19 protein-coding genes are annotated in these 19,694 nt (G+C 59.1%); 8 read left to right on the top strand and 11 right to left on the bottom strand.

All coding sequences use genetic code 11. The features are described from left to right. Nucleotides 1-507: 507 nt before the first annotated feature. From ABIA96_RS35620 to ABIA96_RS35600, 5 genes are all read left to right on the top strand, one after another. Complete coding sequence (locus ABIA96_RS35620; RefSeq protein ID WP_354141587.1) at nt 508-1,281, top strand: gluconate 2-dehydrogenase subunit 3 family protein; 774 nt, start codon at nt 508-510, stop codon at nt 1,279-1,281. Nucleotides 1,282-1,283: 2 nt separating this feature from the next. Further along, nucleotides 1,284-3,053: a GMC family oxidoreductase gene (locus ABIA96_RS35615; RefSeq protein ID WP_354141586.1), complete on the top strand. Its 1,770-nt coding sequence runs from the start codon at nt 1,284-1,286 to the stop codon at nt 3,051-3,053. Then, nucleotides 3,050-4,396, top strand: coding sequence for a c-type cytochrome (locus ABIA96_RS35610; protein ID WP_354141585.1), 1,347 nt, complete (start codon nt 3,050-3,052; stop codon nt 4,394-4,396). Before ABIA96_RS35615 ends, ABIA96_RS35610 begins: the two co-directional genes overlap by 4 nt. 62 nt (nt 4,397-4,458) lie before the next feature. Next, nucleotides 4,459-5,283: a haloacid dehalogenase type II gene (locus ABIA96_RS35605; protein WP_354141584.1), complete on the top strand. Its 825-nt coding sequence runs from the start codon at nt 4,459-4,461 to the stop codon at nt 5,281-5,283. A gap of 219 nt (nt 5,284-5,502) precedes the next feature. Further along, nucleotides 5,503-7,092 (top strand): OprO/OprP family phosphate-selective porin, encoded by a 1,590-nt coding sequence (locus ABIA96_RS35600; protein WP_502918885.1) that lies wholly within the window; start codon nt 5,503-5,505, stop codon nt 7,090-7,092. Nucleotides 7,093-7,353: 261 nt separating this feature from the next. Here ABIA96_RS35600 and ABIA96_RS35595 read toward each other — a convergent pair whose 3' ends face one another. From ABIA96_RS35595 to ABIA96_RS35570, 6 genes are all read right to left on the bottom strand, one after another. Next, nucleotides 7,354-7,854 carry a hypothetical protein gene (locus tag ABIA96_RS35595; protein WP_354141582.1) on the bottom strand — a complete coding sequence of 167 codons (501 nt, stop codon included), beginning with the start codon at nt 7,852-7,854 and terminating at the stop codon, nt 7,354-7,356. A gap of 63 nt (nt 7,855-7,917) precedes the next feature. Continuing rightward, nucleotides 7,918-8,295: an alpha/beta fold hydrolase gene (locus ABIA96_RS35590; protein WP_354141581.1), complete on the bottom strand. Its 378-nt coding sequence runs from the start codon at nt 8,293-8,295 to the stop codon at nt 7,918-7,920. Nucleotides 8,296-8,334: 39 nt separating this feature from the next. Continuing rightward, on the bottom strand, nt 8,335-8,868 hold the full coding sequence (locus ABIA96_RS35585; protein WP_354141580.1) for a YkgB family protein: 534 nt from the start codon (nt 8,866-8,868) through the stop codon (nt 8,335-8,337). Nucleotides 8,869-8,975: 107 nt separating this feature from the next. Continuing rightward, a complete protein-coding gene (locus ABIA96_RS35580) occupies nt 8,976-9,686 on the bottom strand; it encodes an SDR family NAD(P)-dependent oxidoreductase (protein ID WP_354141579.1) in 711 nt (236 codons plus the stop codon). 477 nt (nt 9,687-10,163) lie between these two features. Further along, on the bottom strand, nt 10,164-10,550 hold the full coding sequence (locus ABIA96_RS35575; protein WP_354141578.1) for a DUF417 family protein: 387 nt from the start codon (nt 10,548-10,550) through the stop codon (nt 10,164-10,166). A gap of 44 nt (nt 10,551-10,594) precedes the next feature. Continuing rightward, nucleotides 10,595-11,131 carry a carboxymuconolactone decarboxylase family protein gene (locus ABIA96_RS35570; protein ID WP_354141577.1) on the bottom strand — a complete coding sequence of 179 codons (537 nt, stop codon included), beginning with the start codon at nt 11,129-11,131 and terminating at the stop codon, nt 10,595-10,597. 129 nt (nt 11,132-11,260) lie between these two features. Between ABIA96_RS35570 and ABIA96_RS35565 the strand changes: the two genes are divergently transcribed. Continuing rightward, nucleotides 11,261-12,184, top strand: a complete 924-nt coding sequence (locus ABIA96_RS35565) for an AraC family transcriptional regulator (protein WP_354141576.1) — start codon at nt 11,261-11,263, stop codon at nt 12,182-12,184. 14 nt (nt 12,185-12,198) lie between these two features. Here the strand turns inward: ABIA96_RS35565 and ABIA96_RS35560 are convergent, their stop codons facing one another. From ABIA96_RS35560 to ABIA96_RS35540, 5 genes are all read right to left on the bottom strand, one after another. Further along, complete coding sequence (locus ABIA96_RS35560; RefSeq protein WP_354141575.1) at nt 12,199-12,516, bottom strand: hypothetical protein; 318 nt, start codon at nt 12,514-12,516, stop codon at nt 12,199-12,201. A 244-nt stretch (nt 12,517-12,760) separates the two neighbouring features. Then, nucleotides 12,761-13,192: a VOC family protein gene (locus ABIA96_RS35555; RefSeq protein ID WP_354141574.1), complete on the bottom strand. Its 432-nt coding sequence runs from the start codon at nt 13,190-13,192 to the stop codon at nt 12,761-12,763. Nucleotides 13,193-13,222: 30 nt separating this feature from the next. Next, nucleotides 13,223-14,986: an MOSC domain-containing protein gene (locus ABIA96_RS35550; RefSeq protein ID WP_354141573.1), complete on the bottom strand. Its 1,764-nt coding sequence runs from the start codon at nt 14,984-14,986 to the stop codon at nt 13,223-13,225. Nucleotides 14,987-15,043: 57 nt separating this feature from the next. After that, complete coding sequence (locus ABIA96_RS35545) at nt 15,044-15,916, bottom strand: DUF427 domain-containing protein (protein WP_354141572.1); 873 nt, start codon at nt 15,914-15,916, stop codon at nt 15,044-15,046. Nucleotides 15,917-16,095: 179 nt separating this feature from the next. After that, a complete protein-coding gene (locus tag ABIA96_RS35540) occupies nt 16,096-16,839 on the bottom strand; it encodes a sensor histidine kinase (protein ID WP_354141571.1) in 744 nt (247 codons plus the stop codon). Nucleotides 16,840-17,132: 293 nt separating this feature from the next. Here ABIA96_RS35540 and ABIA96_RS35535 point away from each other — a divergent pair, with 293 nt between their 5' ends. Together ABIA96_RS35535 and ABIA96_RS35530 are read left to right on the top strand one after the other, a co-directional pair. Continuing rightward, nucleotides 17,133-18,047 carry an AraC family transcriptional regulator gene (locus ABIA96_RS35535; protein ID WP_354141570.1) on the top strand — a complete coding sequence of 305 codons (915 nt, stop codon included), beginning with the start codon at nt 17,133-17,135 and terminating at the stop codon, nt 18,045-18,047. Between the two features lie 123 nt (nt 18,048-18,170). Further along, on the top strand, nt 18,171-19,694 hold a 1,524-nt coding region (locus ABIA96_RS35530), incomplete at its 3' end, for a sensor histidine kinase (RefSeq protein ID WP_354141569.1).

The raw sequence follows: 19,694 nt of genomic DNA, 5'->3' as shown, positions 1-19,694 counted from the left end.
TGCGAAGCAGGCAGCGCAACAGACCAACCTATAGGGGGTCAATTTTGGACGCCGATCCCCCGGCTTAGGGGGTCAATATTGCAGGCCGAATGACATCGTAGGTCTTCCGCGTGGCTCTGCACAGAGCTCCGCCTACGCCCGCTTGACGTCGTCGAGGATCTTCCGCCACTCGAAGCCCTTAGATCCACCGCCTACCTTCAATGATGCGTGTATCTCATTGCCCCCTGCGGCTTCTTGCTCAGCTTCAAGCGCTAACTCGGGTGGTGTGCATCCGACCGCCCGCGCCCCTTAGTGCGTTCGGCCTTCGCGAGCAGCAACGTCATTGAGCGCAGTGGTGAACGCAATCATCCCTACATCTGCATGATTTTTTCAAACTTGCTGCAATCGACGTGTGCCCACGATGGACTTCGTTGACAGTGAAACCGATCCGATCACAAGTCACATAGATGTAGTTGCCAGTATCGTTATCGTTCGAAGACGAGACACGGCCAACCGCGGAGATAGCGAATGATAAAGCAGAATTCGGGATTCGCGCGCCGGTCTTTTGTCCTGGGCGGCGCAATGATTGGAGCAGCTACTGCAGCGGCAGCTACCATCCGAGATGGCGAACTGGGAGCGCCCCCTCGCTCTTTTCGTGGATCAATGCCCGTTCAGGATGGTGCGGCCGACGCGCCGCCGGAGGTCAACGGCAGTGAATTCAAATTCTTTACAGTCGAAGAGCGGGAATTTGTCGAAGCAGCCGTCGACCGACTGATCCCGTCGGATGCTATCGGACCGGGTGCAGTCGAAGCAAATGTGCCGTTCTTCTTGGATCGGCAGTTGGCAGGCCCGTTTGGGCGCGGCGACCATTATTATCTTGCTGGACCTTGGAAAGAGGGCGCGCCGGAGCAGGGCTATCAGCTGCGCTTCTCGCCGGCGCAGCTGTATCGAGCTGCGATCAAGGCGATCAACAGCCATACGTCCGCAGAGTTCAACGGAGCTTCCTTTGCTCAACTCAGCGGAAGCGACAGAGATCGTGTATTGAAGGGGCTCGAAGCCGGTAGCATCGCGCTTGACGGCGGAGTCAACGCGCGCGTGTTTTTTGCGATGCTCCTCCAAAATACCAAGGAGGGCTATTTCTCCGATCCGATCTATGGCGGCAACAAGGATATGGCCGCCTGGAAGATGATCGGCTTTCCTGGTGCTCACTACGACTATAGCGAGTGGGTGGAGCGGCATGGGGAGCGCGTGCCCTATCCGCCGGTGGCCTTCAAGGGCCGTCCTGGCTGGCGGGAGGCCTGAGCATGGTTACCACTCTGAAGCCCGTTGATGCGGTCATGGTCGGGTTCGGTTGGACCGGTGCGATCATGAGCCAACAACTTTGCGACGCAGGCCTGAACGTGCTCGGACTCGAGCGCGGCCCCTGGCGAGATACGCCCACTGAATTTGCCACGGGCTTCGCGCAGGATGAGTTGCGTTACATGTGGCGCCACCACCTATTCCAGAACGTTTCGGATGACACTCTCACGATACGAAACAATTTGAGCCAGGAAGCGCTTCCGATGCGCCATCTGGGTTCTTTCCTGCTCGGGACCGGCGTCGGTTCAGGTGGCGTGCACTGGAACGGCCAGATCTGGCGCTTTCTTCCGAGCGACTTTCGGACAAAGAGCCACAACCAGGAGCGCTATGGCAGGAACGCGGTCACCGACTACGGCCTGACGGTGCAGGACTGGGGTGTGACCTACGACGAGCTCGAGCTTCATTACGATGCCTTCGACAAGTTGTGTGGCACCAGCGGCAAGGCAGGAAATCTGAGAGGGCAAATTCAGCCGGGGGGCAACCCATTCGAGGGGGCCCGTTCGGACGAATATCCCACTCCGCCAATGAAGCAGACTTATGGTCCGACCCTATTCGGGCAAGCTGCAGCGTCGCTCGGCCGCCATCCCTTCCCGCATCCCGGAGGCAACCTCAGCCAATCCTACGTGAACCCGCTGGGCTGTCAGTTGGGAAAATGCACCTATTGCGGCTTCTGCGAGAAGTTCGGCTGCGGAAACTATTCGAAAGCCAGCCCTCAAACGACGGTGCTTCCTTATCTGATGCGGAAGTCGAATTTCGAGCTCCGTACGGAGTGCGAGGTGCTCAGGATCGAGCTCACGCCAGACAAGAAGAGAGCGACTGGCGTTACCTATGTGAACAGCGCGGGCGAGGAGTTCTTCCAGCCGGCCGAGATGGTCTTCCTGGGAGCGTATATCCTGCACAACGTACGGCTCCTGCTGTTGTCCGGCATTGGGCAGCCATATGACCCCAGGACAGGCGAAGGCCTGGTCGGCAAGAATTACGCCTACCAAACAATGTCGTCTGTGAATGTCTTCTTCGACGACAAGATCATCAATCCGTTCATTGGCGCCGGTGCGCTGGCGACGGTGGTGGACGATTTCAACGGCGACAACTTCGATCACTCGGGTCTCGGCTTCATCGGTGGTGCTTATATCGCCGGCATGGTCACCGGCGGGCGTCCCATCGAAATGATGTACACGCCGAAGGGTACGCCGGCCTGGGGCCTGGAGTGGAAGCATTCCGCTGCGAAAAACTACCTGCGTTCGTTCAATCTAAGCATCCACGGCTCAAGCATGAGCTCGCGTGGAAATTACCTGGATCTCGATCCGACCTACCGTGACGTATTCGGCCGGCCGATGCTGCGAATGACGTTCGACTTCAACGAAAACGATTTGAAGATGTCGAACTACCTCACCGACAGGACGGCAGAAATCGCACGAGCAATGAATCCGCGCGAGATCAAGGAAAATCGCCGCAAGGGATCCTGGAGCGTCGTCCCCTATCAGACAACGCACAACACAGGCGGCGCCATCATGGGCGACAATCCGCAGAACAGCGTCATCAACAAGTATATGCAGTCGTGGGACGTGCCGAATGTGTTTTCGATGGGCGCCGGCGCTTTCCCGCAGAACCCCGGCTATAATCCGACAGCTACTGTCGCGGCACTTACCTATCACGCTGCTCAACATATCATCGCGCACTATCTGAAGGCCCCTGGTCCAATGGTGCACGCATGAAGCGTTCACTATACTTCATGACCATCGCCGCGAGCCTCGGTGTTGCAGCGCTCGCTGCAATCGGATGGGCCGAAGGTCAGACATCGGCGCTGCTCCAGCATCGCTCGTCGGCGGTCACGGCTCTCGCGATTCTAACTGCGCAGATCCCCGATGGCGCAGATGCCGAGAAGCTACGTCACGGACAGGACCTGATGCGTGGCGGGGATTGCGTGTCGTGTCATATGCGCAAAGGCGGAGAGCCGCTGTCCGGTGGACTCGGACTTAAGACCCCATTCGGCATTATCTATTCGTCCAACATCACTCCGGATCCGGAAACCGGCATCGGGCGGTGGACGCCAGACCAGTTCTATCGCGCCATGCACGATGGTCATGGGGTGAATGGTGAGAACCTTTACCCGGCTTTTCCTTACCCGTGGTTTCGCATCATGAGCCGTGCGGACGACGATGCACTGCTTGCCTACATCAAGACGACAGCGCCGGTCCGCTATACGCCGCCGGCAAACGAATTGATCTTTCCCCTCAACTACCGGAGCCTCGTCGCCGGATGGAACCTGTTGTTCCTCAAGAAACCGCAAGACGCGATAGTCTCTGAAAAATCGAAGGCCTGGAACAGGGGCGCATATTTGGTGAACGGGCCCGGCCATTGCGGTGCCTGCCATACCCCGAAGAACGCGTTCGGCGCCGATCGAGCCGGTCAGGAGTTCAAGGGGGCCGTTGTCGACAACTGGACGGCTCCGGATCTGACCGGCAACGTTCGTACGGGGCTTGGAGCCTGGAGCGAGGCGGATATCGCCGAATATCTGAAGACTGGCCGTAACGCTCACGCGGGAGCGGGAGGCGCAATGGCTGATGTCGTAACCTATTCCACATCGCTCCTGACGGATGCGGATCGCGCAGCCATCGCGGTGTACCTCAAGAACCTTCCAGGAAGTTCTTCCAAATCCACCACAGTGCTGGTGGATGCGGCTTCGCTTTCCCGTGGACGCGAGATCTATTCGGATGCCTGCGCTTCATGCCATTTGGAGAGCGGCAAGGGACAGCCGGGACTGTTTCCACCTCTCGGCAAGAACGCCATGGTGCAACAACTCGATGCAACTGGCCTGGAACAACTGATCCTGGCAGGGACGAGCATCGCAGCCACACCGAGCCGTCCCTCGCCCCTGAGCATGCCGGCGTTTTCGTGGAAGCTCACCGATCAGGAGATAGCTGATGTTGCGACCTTTGTCCGGAACAGTTGGGGCAATCGAGCTTCGGCGATCAGCCCGGACGACGTTGCCGCCCTGCGCAAACAGCTGAAGCTGCAGGAGCCGAGGCGAACAGACAATTCAGGCGACCAGGATTGATAAGAGGACCGCATTCTGCGGTGCACGGAAGCTGAAGTCAGTCAAACCAGATGGAATAGAACATGATGCAGAACGAAGCCACCGCGCCGATTGATCGTCGTAAGCTCCTGTCGGGACTTGGTACAGCAGCAGTGGGCGGTGTCACTGCGAAACTACTGGGTCATACGAGTCCTGCGAATGCCGCTGCCACTCGAGACGCGTCCGGCTCACCGTCGATCCTCGTGTTTGACGTCAACGAAACGCTTCTCGATATCGAGTACATCAGTCCTGTTTTCGAGAGAGTGTTCAACGATCGCAAGATCATGCGCGAATGGTTCAACCAGCTTATACTCTATTCCGACGCGGTAACGTTGTCCGGTCCCTACGTTACTTTCTTTGATCTAGGTCAGGGCATCCTGAAGATGCTCGGCACGATTCATGGCGTCAAGGTCACGGCGTCGGACATCGACGATCTTCGCACGCGAATGTTGACGATGCCGGCTCATCCCGATGTTCTCGCGGGATTGAAGCAGCTGAAGGATGCGGGCTTCCGCCTGGTCAGCTTCACGAATTCCCCGCCCGACCAAAAGGCCAGCCCCCTCAAGAATGCCGGTCTTTCTGACTGGTTTGAGAGATCGTTCAGTGTAGACAGGGTCCGCAGGTTCAAGCCGGCTGCTCAAGGCTATCATCTTGTGGCCGAGGAACTCAACGTTGCGCCATCCTCGCTCTGCATGGTCGCAGCTCATGTCTGGGACACGATCGGGGCGCAGAGCGTCGGCTATTCGGGTGCCTTGATCACCCGTTCCGGGAACGCACCGCTTCTCGTGGATAAGCTCCCTCAGCCTCAAATCGTCGCGCCCGATTTGCCTGGCGTTGCGGTCCAAGCCATCCGGTTGTGGCGAAGCTAGGAACAGGCCAGTGAAGGCCGCGGAGTAATCGCGCCGCCCACATTAAGCCGGTCAATCCAAGTAGCGGTCTAAAAGTCCGCAATGGGTGCGAGATATCTGCGCCTCGTTCGACGGTGCTCCACGAAGCTTGCGCTTCGTGGGCCAAGCCCGCTCGCCGATGTGGCGGGTAGTCGCTGTCCTCGGATGATGTCTTGAGCCGTATCCTGTTGAGAGTCCCAAATGAAAATCAGTAGCTTCGTCTCCACCACGATGCTCGCGGCGACCACGATTACGTCGGCCTCACTTCATTCAGCGCGCGCGGCAGGCGCAGGCGAGACCAGTGCTGAGATATCTTCCTTGAAGCGGCAACTGCATTTGCTCGAACAGAGGCTCGACAAGCTGCAGCAGGGAAGCGCGGCGGGGGCCACAAAGTCAAAGGTTGCGGCAAAGTCACAAGCAAAAGCCGCGGTAACGACCTCGAACGAAGGAAGTCACGCGAAAGCTCCGCCGCCGGCGGCTGGCGTGCTGGTGTCGATGCCGAACAACCGACCGACCATCTGCACCGACGACGGCGAGAACTGTGTCGGTATCACGAGCCGCGTACACTGGGACGTGGGAGGTTACGACTATCGTCCCAATACGGCGGCGACCTCGCCGCAACGGCTCAATTCCGGTGAGAACGTCCGCCGCGCGCGCATCGGTCTTGCAGGCAAGTTCTTCGGTGACTGGAATTTTGCCGTGGTCTACGACTTCGGTGGTTCGTCAGATGGTCTCGGCGGCGCGGCGGCGGGATCTCTTCCCGGCGGGGGACTCTCGGGGCTGGAGAATGCCTACCTGAGCTACACGGGGCTCAAGCCGTTCGGAGGCAAGATGGCGATCGAAGGCGGCATCATGGACATTCCCTGGACGATCGACGAGGCGACCAGCTCGAACGACATCACGTTTATGGAACGCTCGTCAGCCCAGGTCATCGCGGTCAACGTGGCCGCCGGCGATTTTCGTTCAACTTTCGGCACACGCTGGTGGAACGACTCATTCTGGGTCGGTGGCTATGTGACCGGTCCAACCACGGGTTCCATACATTCAGCCTCGAGCGTCACGCCTGCGGGGGCCACCGAGCAGTTTGGTGCGGTGACGCGGGTTGCGGGGCAACTCATCAGTGGCAACAACTACTCCTTGCACCTTGGCGCCAATGCCGAGTGGCTCGTTCAGCCGTCGCGCAATCTCGTGACCAACACGCAGACGGTTTCGTTCAGCGACCGTCCTGAACTTCGGATCGATCCAACAACGCTGATTTCGACCGGCGCAATTGCCAACGCCTCAGGCGCGCAGGTCTACGGCGCGGAAGCGGCTTCGAACTATGGGTCGCTCTACTTCCAAGGCGAGTATTACTGGTACAATGTCGATCGCAACGCATCGACGGGACTGCCACCGATCGGTGCTCCGAGTTTGCATTTTCGAGGTGGTTATGCCCAGGCAAGTTACGTGTTGACGGGTGAGACCCGCACCTACAATGCATCGACCGGCTCATACAACGGCATCAAGCCGGCGAATCCGTTCTCTGCGCGGAGCGGCGGCTGGGGCGCCTGGGAAGTCGCGGGTCGCATCTCAACAATCGATCTCAACCACGGGCTGGCCACCGCAGCCGGCGTCGCAGGTGGTCGGCAGACCGTCTATACGGCGGCCTTGAACTGGTACATCAATGGCAATCTTCGTCTCATGCTGGACTATCTGCATGGCGACGTCGCCAGGCAACAATCACCGACGTCGACAGCAGATAGGGGCGCGACGTTTGACGCGGTAGCGATGCGTACCCAGCTCGCATTCTGATGAAGCGGGCACGAGGTTTCCTGGTATCAAGCGAGACTGCCAGTTGATAGGGCTCGCCGTGTTTCCTATCTCAGTCTCTTGCCCACGCGGGAGTTCCTTGACGCCGGCAATATTTTCGCCGAGGCGTTGCGCGACCAGGCCGCTTGACGCCTTGGTTGCGGACCGAGTGCGTGCCGTTTCCGGTCGGGATTGATCCGAGCCGCTGATCGACAAATCGATGAATTGCTCTTGATCGCCATCCTCAGAGCACCGTGGCTTGCCTTAGCCGAGAGCATTCATCCAGTCGACAATCGCGTGTCCGATCTCGTCGGGCGAGTCCTCCTGAACGAAATGGATTCCCGCCACGCTCCGCTCGGTCACGGCAGGCCAACTGCGCACGAGCTCGACCAGCCTATGATTGTCAAGAATTGCACCCGGTTCTGCCTTCAGGAAGAGTTTCGGTACATCGGTCGTCCCGAGCCAGTTCGCATAATCAGTTGCGATCACGACCACATCGGCCGGCTCACTCTCAATTGGTATCTGCCGGGGCCAGGTCAGCGTTGGACGGCGTCCCTCGCCAGGCTCCAGGAACGGCCTTCGGTAGTGCGCCATTTCCTCAGCCGAGAGCTTCCGGAGGATGGCATTCGGCAGGATTTGCTCGATGAAATAATTGTTCTGCAGGACCATCGCTTCGCCGGCATCCGAACGAAGGGCCTCCAGGGCCGAGCGCATGCCCATCTTGTCCCAATGATCGTCGCCTTGTGGTGCTACGATCGCCTCCATGAACGCAATTCCCCTCACCGATTCCCGATGGCGGTTGGCCCAGTCAAAGCCGAGAGCAGAGCCCTAGTCATGAAGAACCAAGGTGACGCGCTCACGCACATCCAGAGCCTCGAGCAAGGCATCAAGGTAACGGCGGTGCTCAACGAAGCGATACGAGTTTGGGCCACTGTCGGGCAATTTGTCTGAATCGCCCATGCCGATGAGGTCGGGAGCAATGCAGCGGCCGAGCGGCTCGACATGTGGCAATACGTTGCGCCAGAGGTACGAGGAGGTTGGATTGCCGTGTAGCAATACGAGGGGATCGCCCTCTCCAACCTCCACATAGGCCATCTCCCGATTCAGAACCCGCTGTCGCTTTTTCACGTACGGAAATGCTGCGGATATCATGCGATTGTCCTTTTTATCATCGTGTTCCAAATCGGCCGGTGCATGTTTCGTCATCGCCGTTACGATGTTGGGAGAGACCTTGATTCGAGCGTCTCAGTTCGTAGCGGACAGCGCGCTACGCCCTCGAGACAAGGTCGTCTTGTCGTGCGCCGCGATGACCCGCTCGACATCCTGCTTCAGCAGATAGACAGAGACGGTCAGCAAGACGAGATCCTTCAAGAGGAAGGCCGCGACGATTCCCATGGCCGGGAAACCTCCGGCACCGGCATCCCAGGCGTCAGGCGCGAACGGGAAGATCGTAACGGTTGCAATGAAAGTGCAGCAGGAACCTAGTGCGCCAAGCACGCCCAGCTTCTTATTCCAAAATCCCAGGAGCAATAGCGAACCGAAAGTCCATTCTGAAGCCCCCAGAAGAACACTCGTGCCACCGATACCCAAGACCGGAATCGTCCAGAAGATAAATGGGCCGTGGGTGATCAATGGCACGAGACCTCTGATCTCGGAATCGAACCATTTGTCATAGCCGAACCACGCGAAGATGATCACCATCGCTCCTCGGAGCAGATGATAATCGAGATCGCGCCGTAGCAGCACTGAACGGCCGAGCGTATCGATAATGAAGTTCATGGTGTTTTCTCCTGTTGACGAATGAATGAGGAGCCGCGCCATGATGGTGCGGCGCCAGGGGATAGGTCGGAGAGAGGACGCGATCGCCGATGTAGTGACGCTCTCGGTCAATGGCCTGCGATTTGGCCACCATCAACGTGAATGGCTTCTCCGGTTACGAAGTTGGCGTCTTCCAAGTAGAGGATCGCCTGCGCGATATCCTCGGGTTCACCCATGCGCTTGAGAGGGTGCAACGACGCCACGGCTTCGTATGTCTCGGGAGCGTGAAGCGGCGTCTTGATCATGCCGGGAGCTACAGCATTTACCCGAATGCCGCGGGAGGCGTATTCGATTGCGAGACCGCGCGTCGCAGCGGCGAGCCCACCTTTGGTTAACGATGCCAGAACGGCAGGAACATTCGAGTTGGCGTATTCGACCAGGGTCGTGGTGATCTGGACGACGTGCCCGCTCTTCTGCTGCAGCATCGCCTTGATGGCGTGCTGGGTAATGAAGAAAAGGCCGTTCAGATTGGTCGCGAGAACGTCTCTGTAGTTTTGCTCGGTGTAATTCTCGAACGGTCCAGGGATAAAGATGCCGGCATTATTGATCAGCGTGTCGACACGTCCGAACCGCTCGAGGGTGGATTCGATGACGCGTCTTCCAGTTTCCGGATCTGCGATATCAGCGCGAATTGCCAGACAGTCCGGATCGCAGGACGGTGCGATCGAGCGAGAAGTCGCGACGACGCGATAATTGCGGCTTCGATATCCATCGACGATTGCCTCGCCCAGGCCTCCCGAAGCTCCGGTGACGACAGCAACCTTCTGATCCGTGCTCATAGTACGCCTCGTCTGGTTGTGCTGTCCTTCAGCGACAAATATTTGGACGGCGTATCCCCAACGCGAGACCATGGCGTTTCCGATCGGCAATTCAACGGAACGCGAGAACCCTCCCGGTTGGATCTCAGCTCGCCGAAGGTCTCGTCGAATGCAGTGCCGTGTCGTACGGTGCACCTTGAAACGGCAGCTCACAACCTAACGATTATGATGCAGTAACGCATACCGAAGTATGGGTTGCTCGGCGCTGGCCTTCCGCAGGCCATGCCGAGAAGCGGCTTTTCTCGCCGCGACCTGTATGCGACACCGGCGAGCCAGGATGCTCGCCGGTGACGGAAAAAGTCAGCGTGTCTGTTATTGACGTGCCAGTCGAACCAGATCTTGTCTCAACAGATAGAAGGAGACTGCGAGCAGAACGACGTCCTTCATCAGGAACGGCACGTTGCCGGTCATCGCTGGAAAGCCGCCTGCCGCAATATCCTAGCCCTCCGGCATGAAGGGAATGATGGTGACAGTCGCGACGAACGTGCCGGTCGAACCGAGTGCCCCGAGAACGCCAAGCCGCTTGCTCCAGAAGCCCGCGAGCAGCAGCGCACCAAACGTCCATTCCGACGCGCCCAGGAAGTAGCTGGCTCCCGCGTGGCCGAACACCGGATGGAGCCACCAGATCAGCGGCCCGTTGCCGATGAAGGGGACCAGTCTCCCGAATTCATACGGAAACCACTTCTGGTAGCCGAAGAAGAAGAACATGATCACCATGGAGGCGCGAACGATGTGATAATCGAGATCCACAGCGAGTAAACCCGATCGATGCAGGATGCGAAGAACGGGGCTCTGAGCGAATTTGGCATTGGCAAGCGTAGTCATGATCCTGAGTCCTGATTCGAGATGAACGATGCACAGCAGTTGCGCTACGCCGCTGCCGGAAAGTCGATCTCGGTATCGTTGATACGATTGAAGACGTTGGTGAAAACGGTGGTTGCAAAGGCTAGGCTGATCTCGACGAGCTGCGCATCGCTGTAGCCGGCGGCCTTGATCGCGAGATAATCCTGGTCGCTGATGGTGCCGCTGGTACGCGCGAGCTTGCGCACGAACGTGACCAACGCGTCACGCCGGGCATCGCCCGTGGGCTTACCGTCGCGCACTTGCTTCAGCACCCCCTGCGTAACGCCGACGAGCGTCCCGAGATGGCTGTGGGCGGCGACACAGTAGTCACAGCCGGCGGCTTCGCTGATGATGAGCTTGATGATCTCCCTGTCGGACTTGCTCAGGCTGCCGGACGCCAAGACCGTATCGGCAGCGAGCACGGCCTTGAGCGCGGCAGGGCCATGGGCGGCAATAGCTGCGAACGTGTTCGGCACGCTGCCGATGGCCTTCTTGATTTGGGCATAGAGCTGGCCAGACGGGCCGGTGTCAGCGTCGAGGTTCGGTATGGAAAGGCGGGACATGGTGGCACTCCTTATTGGCCGGGTGAATGATTGCGGGGTGACAATAGGGTGCCAAAATGAGATGTTGAATGCCAAGAAGGCGCGATTATATGCTTGTTCGTCTCATGAGGCGTGTGGTGAGGGGTTTGGATGGATTGGTTGAGCCGGCTGTTCGAGATGATGCCAGTGCACGGCCGTTTGGATCTGCGTTGCTCCTATGGGGCGCCTTGGCGGATCGAGCAGGGGCCGGGCAATGCCAATGAGATCCCGTACCATGCCGTCTTGGCAGGCTCGGCGGTGCTGGACGATCCGGCGGGTGGCCGGCCGCTGCACCTTAAGGCCGGCGACATCGTGCTGCTTCCGGGTAACCCGCGGCACATCATGCATGATGGCAGGGGCGCCGCGCCGTTGAAGGTGCGCAACCGCGCGTCGCTCAATTTCATGATCAGCGAGAATCCCGGCTCCGACCAGCGACTCGATCTGTTGTGCGGGCACTTCTCGATCGCCCCGCCGGAACTCGTGGGCCTCGTTGTCTTGATGCGCGGCGAAACGGCAACTGATCGACTGGGAGGCCGTGCGATGTTGAATGCGCTGTCGACTGCGATGTTTGCGCTCGTGTTGCGCTTTGCCAGCGAGACCGGGGATATGTCTCAGGGGCTGCTTGCGCTCGCGGGTCATCCCCGCCTAGCGCCCGTGGTCGCCGCTATGTTCAACGAGCCGGCGCGCGCGTGGACGCTGCCCGAGTTCGCGCAGCTTGCCAGCATGTCGCGTGCCACACTTGCCCGCCAGTTTCAGGAGAAGCTTGGCCGCTCGCCGAGCGATTTACTGACCGACATCCGCATGACGCTTGCAGCGAACGAATTGAGGAAATCGTCGATCTCGACAGGAGCGGTTGCTGAAGCGGCCGGATATCTGTCCGAGGCAGCATTCCAGCGGGCTTTCAAGAGCCACATGGGTATCACCCCTGCGCAATGGCGGAAGGCAGCGCAAACGTCGGCGACGGTTGACGAGCTGGAGCTGACGAAGAGCGCAGAGGTGATGTCGGATGTTGGAAGCACCTCGGCAGGTGCGTGAGATGGTCGGCCACCTCAACATCCGCGGCAGATGATCAGCTTGCGGTCCAGTATCTGATCGCGTTGTTGCTGCTCACGTTCCAAGGTTGACAGAGCCCCTGATGGCGGTGCGTCGGCGCGCCTCGGCTGCTGATGGCCGACCGGCGCGAGCCACGGCCGATGCGATGTCAGTTCGACCGAAGCCAGTTGCTCGGCTGCGGGCGCCTGCAGACCGTGGAGGGCGTCGATAGAGCTACTTCGATCGGATGCGTATGCGGGGGACAGCAAGGCGACGAGGAGAATTCCTGCAAGAATAGGGTGGCTTGAGCGTGTTTGGATCGAAATCTGGGTCATGGCGACACTCCCTAGGTGGAGGCTCGTGATGAGCGGCTCCGTGGGAGCTACGATAGTCATGCATGCGAAAGGCTGAATGCCGCGCGATCTCGAAGATGTGCTCGTTCGTCTCATAGCCATGGGTGGAGCTGGACCGCTCCGCCCGGTGTTGACACGGCCCTATTGCTGCAGTGATTGAACGCGAGGCCAGCGCAGCAGGTAGATCAGGGCTCTCGTGGCATGACGTCGTCCAGCGACGCACGCCTCAAGCTGCGCGGTAGCCCCGTTCCTGGAGCACCCAGCTATTGCCGTCCGGGTCCACAAAGTCGGCGAAACTGGCGTAGTCCCCGCGTGCGGGATCGAGGCCCGGGGCGAAGCCACCGTCCCATGCGCCGATCGGCATCTTGTGCCTGATATCGCTGACCTGGACGCCGCGCCCCAACAGGTGGCGGTGCGCGGTCTCCAGATCCGTGACGACGAGATAAGCGCCACGGAGCGAGCCGACCGGTGCGTCGGTGATCCCCTTGCCGATCTGGATCGAGCAGCTCGAGCCAGGAGGCGTGAGCTGCACGACGCGGAATGACTCGTTTGGGGAGTAATCGACGTCGAGGGCAAAGCCGACCTGATCGACATAGAATCTCAGTGCCCGATCGACATCTCTCACGGGAACGGTCATCACTTCGACCGAGAACTTCATGTTGGCCTCATTGATTGCATCGCCTGTGACCTACAAATCGATGACGACGTCTCGTATAGGCCGTGAGCAGCAAATCAGGAGATTGCCGTCGGCCGGCATGTCGAGTGGCTGCGGATCATATGCCAGTGCGCCGGAAATCAGTCCGCTTTCGCAGTTGTGGCAAACCCCGGTCCGGCATGACCAGCGGACCGGAACGTCACACGCTTCGGCCAGCTCCAGAAGGCTCCCGTAAGAGGACGGCTTCCAATGGACAGCGATGCCGCTTCGCGCGAAGGATATCAATGGGCCACTGTCGGCGGCATCACTGGGCGGATGGGGAGCTCGTGGGACTGCGCCGACGACCCCGGGCGTCAATGGCTCGCCGCCATTGAAGACTTCGACATGAACCCGATCCGGCACTATGCCGAACGTTGCAAGCGCCTGCTTCATGTCCGCCATGAAACGGGCAGGCCCACAGAGGTAGACATCCGCGTCGTGCGGGATGCCGACGTTGTCGAATGTCGATTGCGACAATCGGCCTGGAGCATCGAAATCTTCGCCGAGCCTGTCGCGCGGAGCCGGTTTGCTGTAGCAGATAAAGCCGCGGCCCCGGGGAAAGCCATGCACGAGGCGGCGGACTTCGCTGGCAAATGGATGATGCCGCCCGTCGCGCGCGGCATGCAGCCAGAATATTTGCCGGGCGGAGTGGGTCGCTGCAAGCGCGTGTAACATCGCAAGAACGGGCGTTGCCCCGATGCCCGCGCTGAGGAGCACGACCGGCTGCTCTCGGTCTTGCAGGATAAAGCCTCCGCGGGGGAAGCTGACTTCGAGGACATCGCCGGTCTGGAGGACGCTCCTCAGATGGTCTCCAGCGGCTCCATTCGGCTCGATCTTCACACTGATCCGATAGCTCTCGGTCCATTGAGGGCCGGAGAGCGAATAGCTGCGAATGAGCGGCGGACCATTGGCGCGCGGAAGGCGCACGACCACGTATTGGCCGGGGAGCGGCAGAGGCAATGGTTCGCGATCCGGATGCTTCAGGGAAAGGGAGAGGACGTCCGCGGCCTCCCGATCGATTGCCGCAACCACGAGCGGAAAAAACCCCGGCGCGCTCGGACGAGCAGCGGTCGCTGGCGCAAGACCTGCATTGCCGCTCCCTCCCGCGCCTGCCGTTTGGCTCTGAAGCAATGCTTCAAATGACGAGCGCCATCCCGGCGAGAGTGCCTCGATCCTCAGTGCCCGCTCCAGCCGATCACGCAGGTGATCGGGAGAGTAGAGCAGCGCGTTGATTTCGGCGACGGTCATCCGTTCGGACGCTTCGCCGACCTGTACAATTTCGTCGCCGGCCCCAACGTCGCCTTGGCTCAGGACACGGAAATAGAATCCTGGCCGGCCACTGGATGTCAGAAGGGATGGCATCTTTGGCTCGTTGGTCCGGATGCCGACCCGGTAGCAGGTCACGCGCGGTTGAGTGACCTCGAAGACGGCGGTGCCAATTCGATAGCGATCGCCTATGCAAACGCCATCGTCGGGTAGTCCTGCGACCGTGAAATTTTCGCCGAATTGTCCATGTACGAAGTCGGTGCGGCCGAGTTGCATCTGCCAGTAGCGGTGTGACTCGATTTGGTAGACGAAGATTGCTTTCTGCTCACCGCCGTGCCCGCCAAGATCGCCTTGTCCATCTCCCTCTAGATTCAGCCGCCCAACCCGACAGCGACCGCGCACAGGGCTTTTCAGAATGCCCGTGCGTATCGTTCGGCCCTTCCACGCGATTTCGCGTGGAAGCCCAACGTTCACTGACACAAGATGCGCCATATGCCGCTCCTGGTTGGCGACGGTTCTTTCGTGTCGCTTATGAGCCGTAGACCTGCTTCAGGCGCCAGGTTCGCGGACTATCTCGGCGACGTCGAGATTCCGGTCGGGCCCATGTGGAACGACTGACTGGCCCGGCTCGAGACGTATCTGGTTGCCATCGACAAGAACCGTCACGATATCTGGTTCGAACGATACAAAATTCGAGATGCGACCGACTTCGGTATAGGCCTCAGGGTAGGACCACGCCGCTTGGCGCGCATCTCCGATGGAATAATAGCTGCAAAGACCCTTGTATGGGCAGAAAGTCTGGAGTTTCACTGGGGTGAGGGCGGATTCATCAATATCGGCACGTGAAACGTACCAGCGGGGCGCAAAGCCGGACTCGTAAAGCACCAGCGGGCGCTTCGTATCGGCAATGACCCGGCCCTCGTGATTGACCACGAGATTACGAGAGGTTTGGCGGATGTCGATGCGGTGATAGGGATCGGCGGCATGACCGACGATGCGTTCGTCTTCTTCATAGAACGCATCCATGGCACGCCAAGCGAAAGCGATATGGCCATGCAAATCGCTCGCATGAGCAGGCAGATTGGTGTGCTGCCATGCTCCCCGCGCCGCGAGGCGTTGCTCGTCTCCTTGAACGCTGTACCAGGACGTGGGGCCGAGGTCGGCGTGTTGAGTGATATGCTCGGTGCGTTGCATGGCCCGTTGCGACACATCGGCCTCGGGAAAATAGGCTACAGGGTAGCGACCTGGTTCGAAGAGCAGGAGGCACCGCTCGCTATCTGCGATCCAGCTTCCGCCCAAGCGTACGCGCATGCGACGGCGCAGCGGCTCAACGTACAAAAGCCGTTTGGGCAGCGGCTCGGGGACAAGAAAGCGTCCAACCGCGCCGGCTGAAAGCGGGCCTTGTTGCCAGGATAGTCCCACATCTGCCTCCTCGTTTTCGTCAAAGGACCGCCTGTTCAGGCCAATCCGGTCTCTCGTCCGGCTATTTCGGGCGCAACAGGGCCGGAGTTACAGGCAACAGCGATATTTTACGGTGCCGCCGGGCGGTGCTGCCCGGCGATTTCGCTGCCTTTGCCCGAGAGGTGTAGCGGTAACTAAGGTTACACTCGCGGCAGAGTTACGACCAGTGTCGCTCCCAAGTCGGCGTTCCGCCTCACCTGGATAGCCCCGCCGTGAGCAACCATCACGCGCCGGCATAGCGCGAGACCGAGGCCCATGCCGTCCCTTTTTGTAGTGTAGAGGGGGTCGAAAATGTCTGTTGGCCCGTCAGGAAGGCCAACGCCATTGTCCTCGATTTCGAGCACGACAGAGTTCGACGAGGTGAACGTTCGGATGCTCAACGTCCTTTGGCGATCCGTAACGTGAAGCAGGCTGTCGATCGCGTTCTGGATGATATTCAACATCACCTGAAGGAGCAGATCCCTGTTCGCCTTTGTCACCGGGCGATCAGGATCAAAGCTGATGTTCGTTGCGATCTCTGCCAGGGCGATCTGGGGTTCAGACAAGGCAAGCGCTTCGTCTACTATGGCATTCAGAGACTGCTCCGTAAGGTCGGTCAAAATGTTGGCCGACAACTGCCGCAACTCCGCGATGGTCCGCCCGCAGCGGCCGACTGTGACGCGAATGCGCTGTATGGACCTCACGGCACAAGCGATGTTCGGCGTTTCGCGATCAAGCCAGCGCAAGGCGGCGTCGGCGCTGGAAATAACGACTCCGAGAGGCTGACTGACTTCATGAATGATTGTTCCGGCGAGTTCCCCGAGGTGCGCCAGCCGTTCGCGATCATATTCAAAGCCGATTCCATCAAAGGAATCGGCCGCCGTCCTTGGTTCGAAGAAATCCATCCCGACGCTCCGCGACCGTGGCTTCGAGTTGTGCCATCCAGCACCCTCCGCTTCGCTGTCGCGATGCAGCATGCGAGATGCTGGTGACCCGTTCGCTTTCAGGAGATATTGTACGGCAAGCCACATCATAGTTCTTGAAAAGACCTGACGTTCGTTTTGGACGAATCTGATCGGTGCGATGACCGGCTTCATTCCCAATGATCGCCCAGACGCTTCTCAACAAAGCGGAAGTCATGAGTTAACGGACGGATCTCTATCAGCAAGTGGAGCAGAGCGTGAGAAGTCGAAGGAGGATGGTGGAAGAGAAGCCGTCGGACTTCTTGTCCGACCCCAAAGACGGCATCTGCCTGGTTCGAGAGGTCGCTGGCGCGAAGTTTGCCAAAGCCGGCCTTAACGCCGTTCACACGCTCAGGCGTCGACAGGGATCGGAGATGACTTCAATGCATCTCCGCGAGAATATGTACATGGTGACCGTATATCTTACGGATCATCCCGAGGCACAAGACGTCTGGAAAGACGGCCATCATGCGATGCGACCGGCGATGCGAGCAGGAGCGATCTCTCTTTTCGATATGCGCTATCATTGGGAAGGGGACAATATGGCGCCGTTCGAGGCATTGAACTTTTTCATCCCTGATCTTGCCTTTGACGAGACCGCACGCGAGCTTGGTTCGACTTTCTCGGGTTTCAACTACGACGTGGAGCGAGAATACAGGGATGATATCGCGACGTCGCTTGCCCGCGCCGTGCTGCCCGCATTGGATAGCCCGGCCGAAATTCCCATGTTGTTCGTCGACCACGTGTTCTCGGCGCTGCGCTCGCGCCTGCTGGTCGCCTATTGCGGCCTGAATCCGACTGGCAACGCAGCCGGCCCAAAGCTGTCCGACCACGAGGTGGCCCGGATCAAGGAGTTGCTTCTCGACGATGTCGGTGCGGACCGCTCGGTAGCCGAACTGGCGCGGGCGTGTGGACTGTCCGCCGGGCAATTTTCGCGTGCCTTCAAGAGGACGCTGGGAACGTCGCCACACCAGTGGCTCGTTGAGCAACGGATAGACCGTGCCAGGTATCTGCTACACGGGAAAAAATCGATCAGCGAAATCGCGTTGGAGTGCGGCTTTGCGGATCAGAGCCACCTCAGTCGCCTATTCTTGCGAAAGGTCGGGCTAACACCCGGCGAGTGGAGGCGTGCCAAGCATTCAGATGCTTAGAAACTGGGCTCATGAGAGCCGAGCCATTGCGCGATTGAAGCGGGTTGAAGCGAAGGCAGGGTAGTCGGCGACAATTCTGCTGTTTCGTGCTGCGTGCTCTAGCTGCTCCAAGGAGTCGCTCCAATGATAAAGCCGGATACGGTTGTGCAAGAGGACCAGCATTTCACCCTTTCGACCTTGCCACCCGGATGGACGCAGAAGCGGCTTGCCCTTGCGATCATCTTCGCTTTCCTTAGCTCCCTTTTCATCCTGGCAGGAGAGCTATCGAGCATCCAACTGCGCCAGATCGACGCCTTCGTCCCAGCGTACGGGGCGGTGATGTTCGTGAATGACATAATTACCGCGGTCCTGCTGTTCAACCAGTTCGCCATCCTGCGTTCAAGTGCCCTTCTTGTAATCGCGACCGGATATCTCTTCACGGGGCTCATGCTTATCCCCTGGATGCTGGTGTTTCCGGGGGCGTTCGCGCCAGTTGGCCTGCTCGGCGCGGGGTTACAGAGCACAGATTGGCTTAACGCTCTGAGGTATGCCGGTTTTCCCTCGTTCGTCATCGCGTACACCCTGATCGAGGGCGACAATTCTCCCGGACGATCGTGGGAGGGGTCAGTGGCTATGACGATTGTTTCGAGCGTTGTGATAACGTTAGCCGTTGTGTGTACCGTGACTACTCTCGTCACAGTGAATGATGCATACTTGCCACGCATCATGCTCGACCCAATCCATTTTTCGACCTTCGCGCTTTATCTTGCCAGTTCTCTAATCTTATTGAATGTGGTTGCGCTCACGTTGCTCTGGATGCGCCAGAGTTCGGTACTCGATCTATGGTTGATAGCAGTTGTTTGTGCCTATGCAATCGAGATCTATCTGGTTTCGTTTCCGGGTCTGGCCCGGTTCAGCGCCGGTTGGTATGCTGGCCGGGTCTTCGGCTTCGTGTCGAGCATTCTTGTGCTCTTTGTGCTATTGCATGAGATAACGACGCTTTACGCACAGCTGCTCCGCGCCGTCCTGGCGGAGCGCCGCGAACGTGAGGCGCGGCTGATGACCGGCGATGCCGTTTCGGCAACAATTGCCCACGAAATCAAACAGCCACTGACAACGATAACAGCTAGTGCAACCGCCGGATTAAATTGGCTTGATCGCAGCGAGCCTGAGCTCGATCGTGCCAAAGACGCTTTGCGGCGCGTCGTAACCGCAGGAAGCCGTGCGGATGCCGTGATCGAAAATATCCGGACGCATTTCAAGATGGGCGTACGGCCCCGCACTTTCCTTGATATAAACGATGTAATCCAGGGAGCCTTGACAGTCATCGGCGACAAACTGCGAACAAATCGGATCACCGTTCGAGCCGACCTCAACGAAGGACTGCCGAAGATCCGTGGCGAGCAGATTCAGCTCCAGCAGGTGCTGGTAAATTTGATTGCGAATGCAATTGACTCCATGGCAACCGAGGTTGGGGAGCGCTTGCTCTCCATAAAGTCGCACGTCTATCAGTCCAGATATGTGATGGTGTCAGTGCAAGACACGGGGAGCGGACTCGAGCCAGGCGCCGAGGTGAGCTGGTCCCGCAAATCTGAACAGCGCGATAAGTGGAGTTTCTGCCTGACGGCGGGCAAGATTGACCCGCGAATCAGGAGAGACGATGAGCAG

This window comes from Bradyrhizobium sp. LB11.1 (assembly GCF_040549385.1).
Classification (GTDB): domain Bacteria; phylum Pseudomonadota; class Alphaproteobacteria; order Rhizobiales; family Xanthobacteraceae; genus Bradyrhizobium.
The sequence above is the reverse complement of the archived record's forward strand: the minus strand, read 5'-3'. Positions and strand labels throughout refer to the sequence as shown.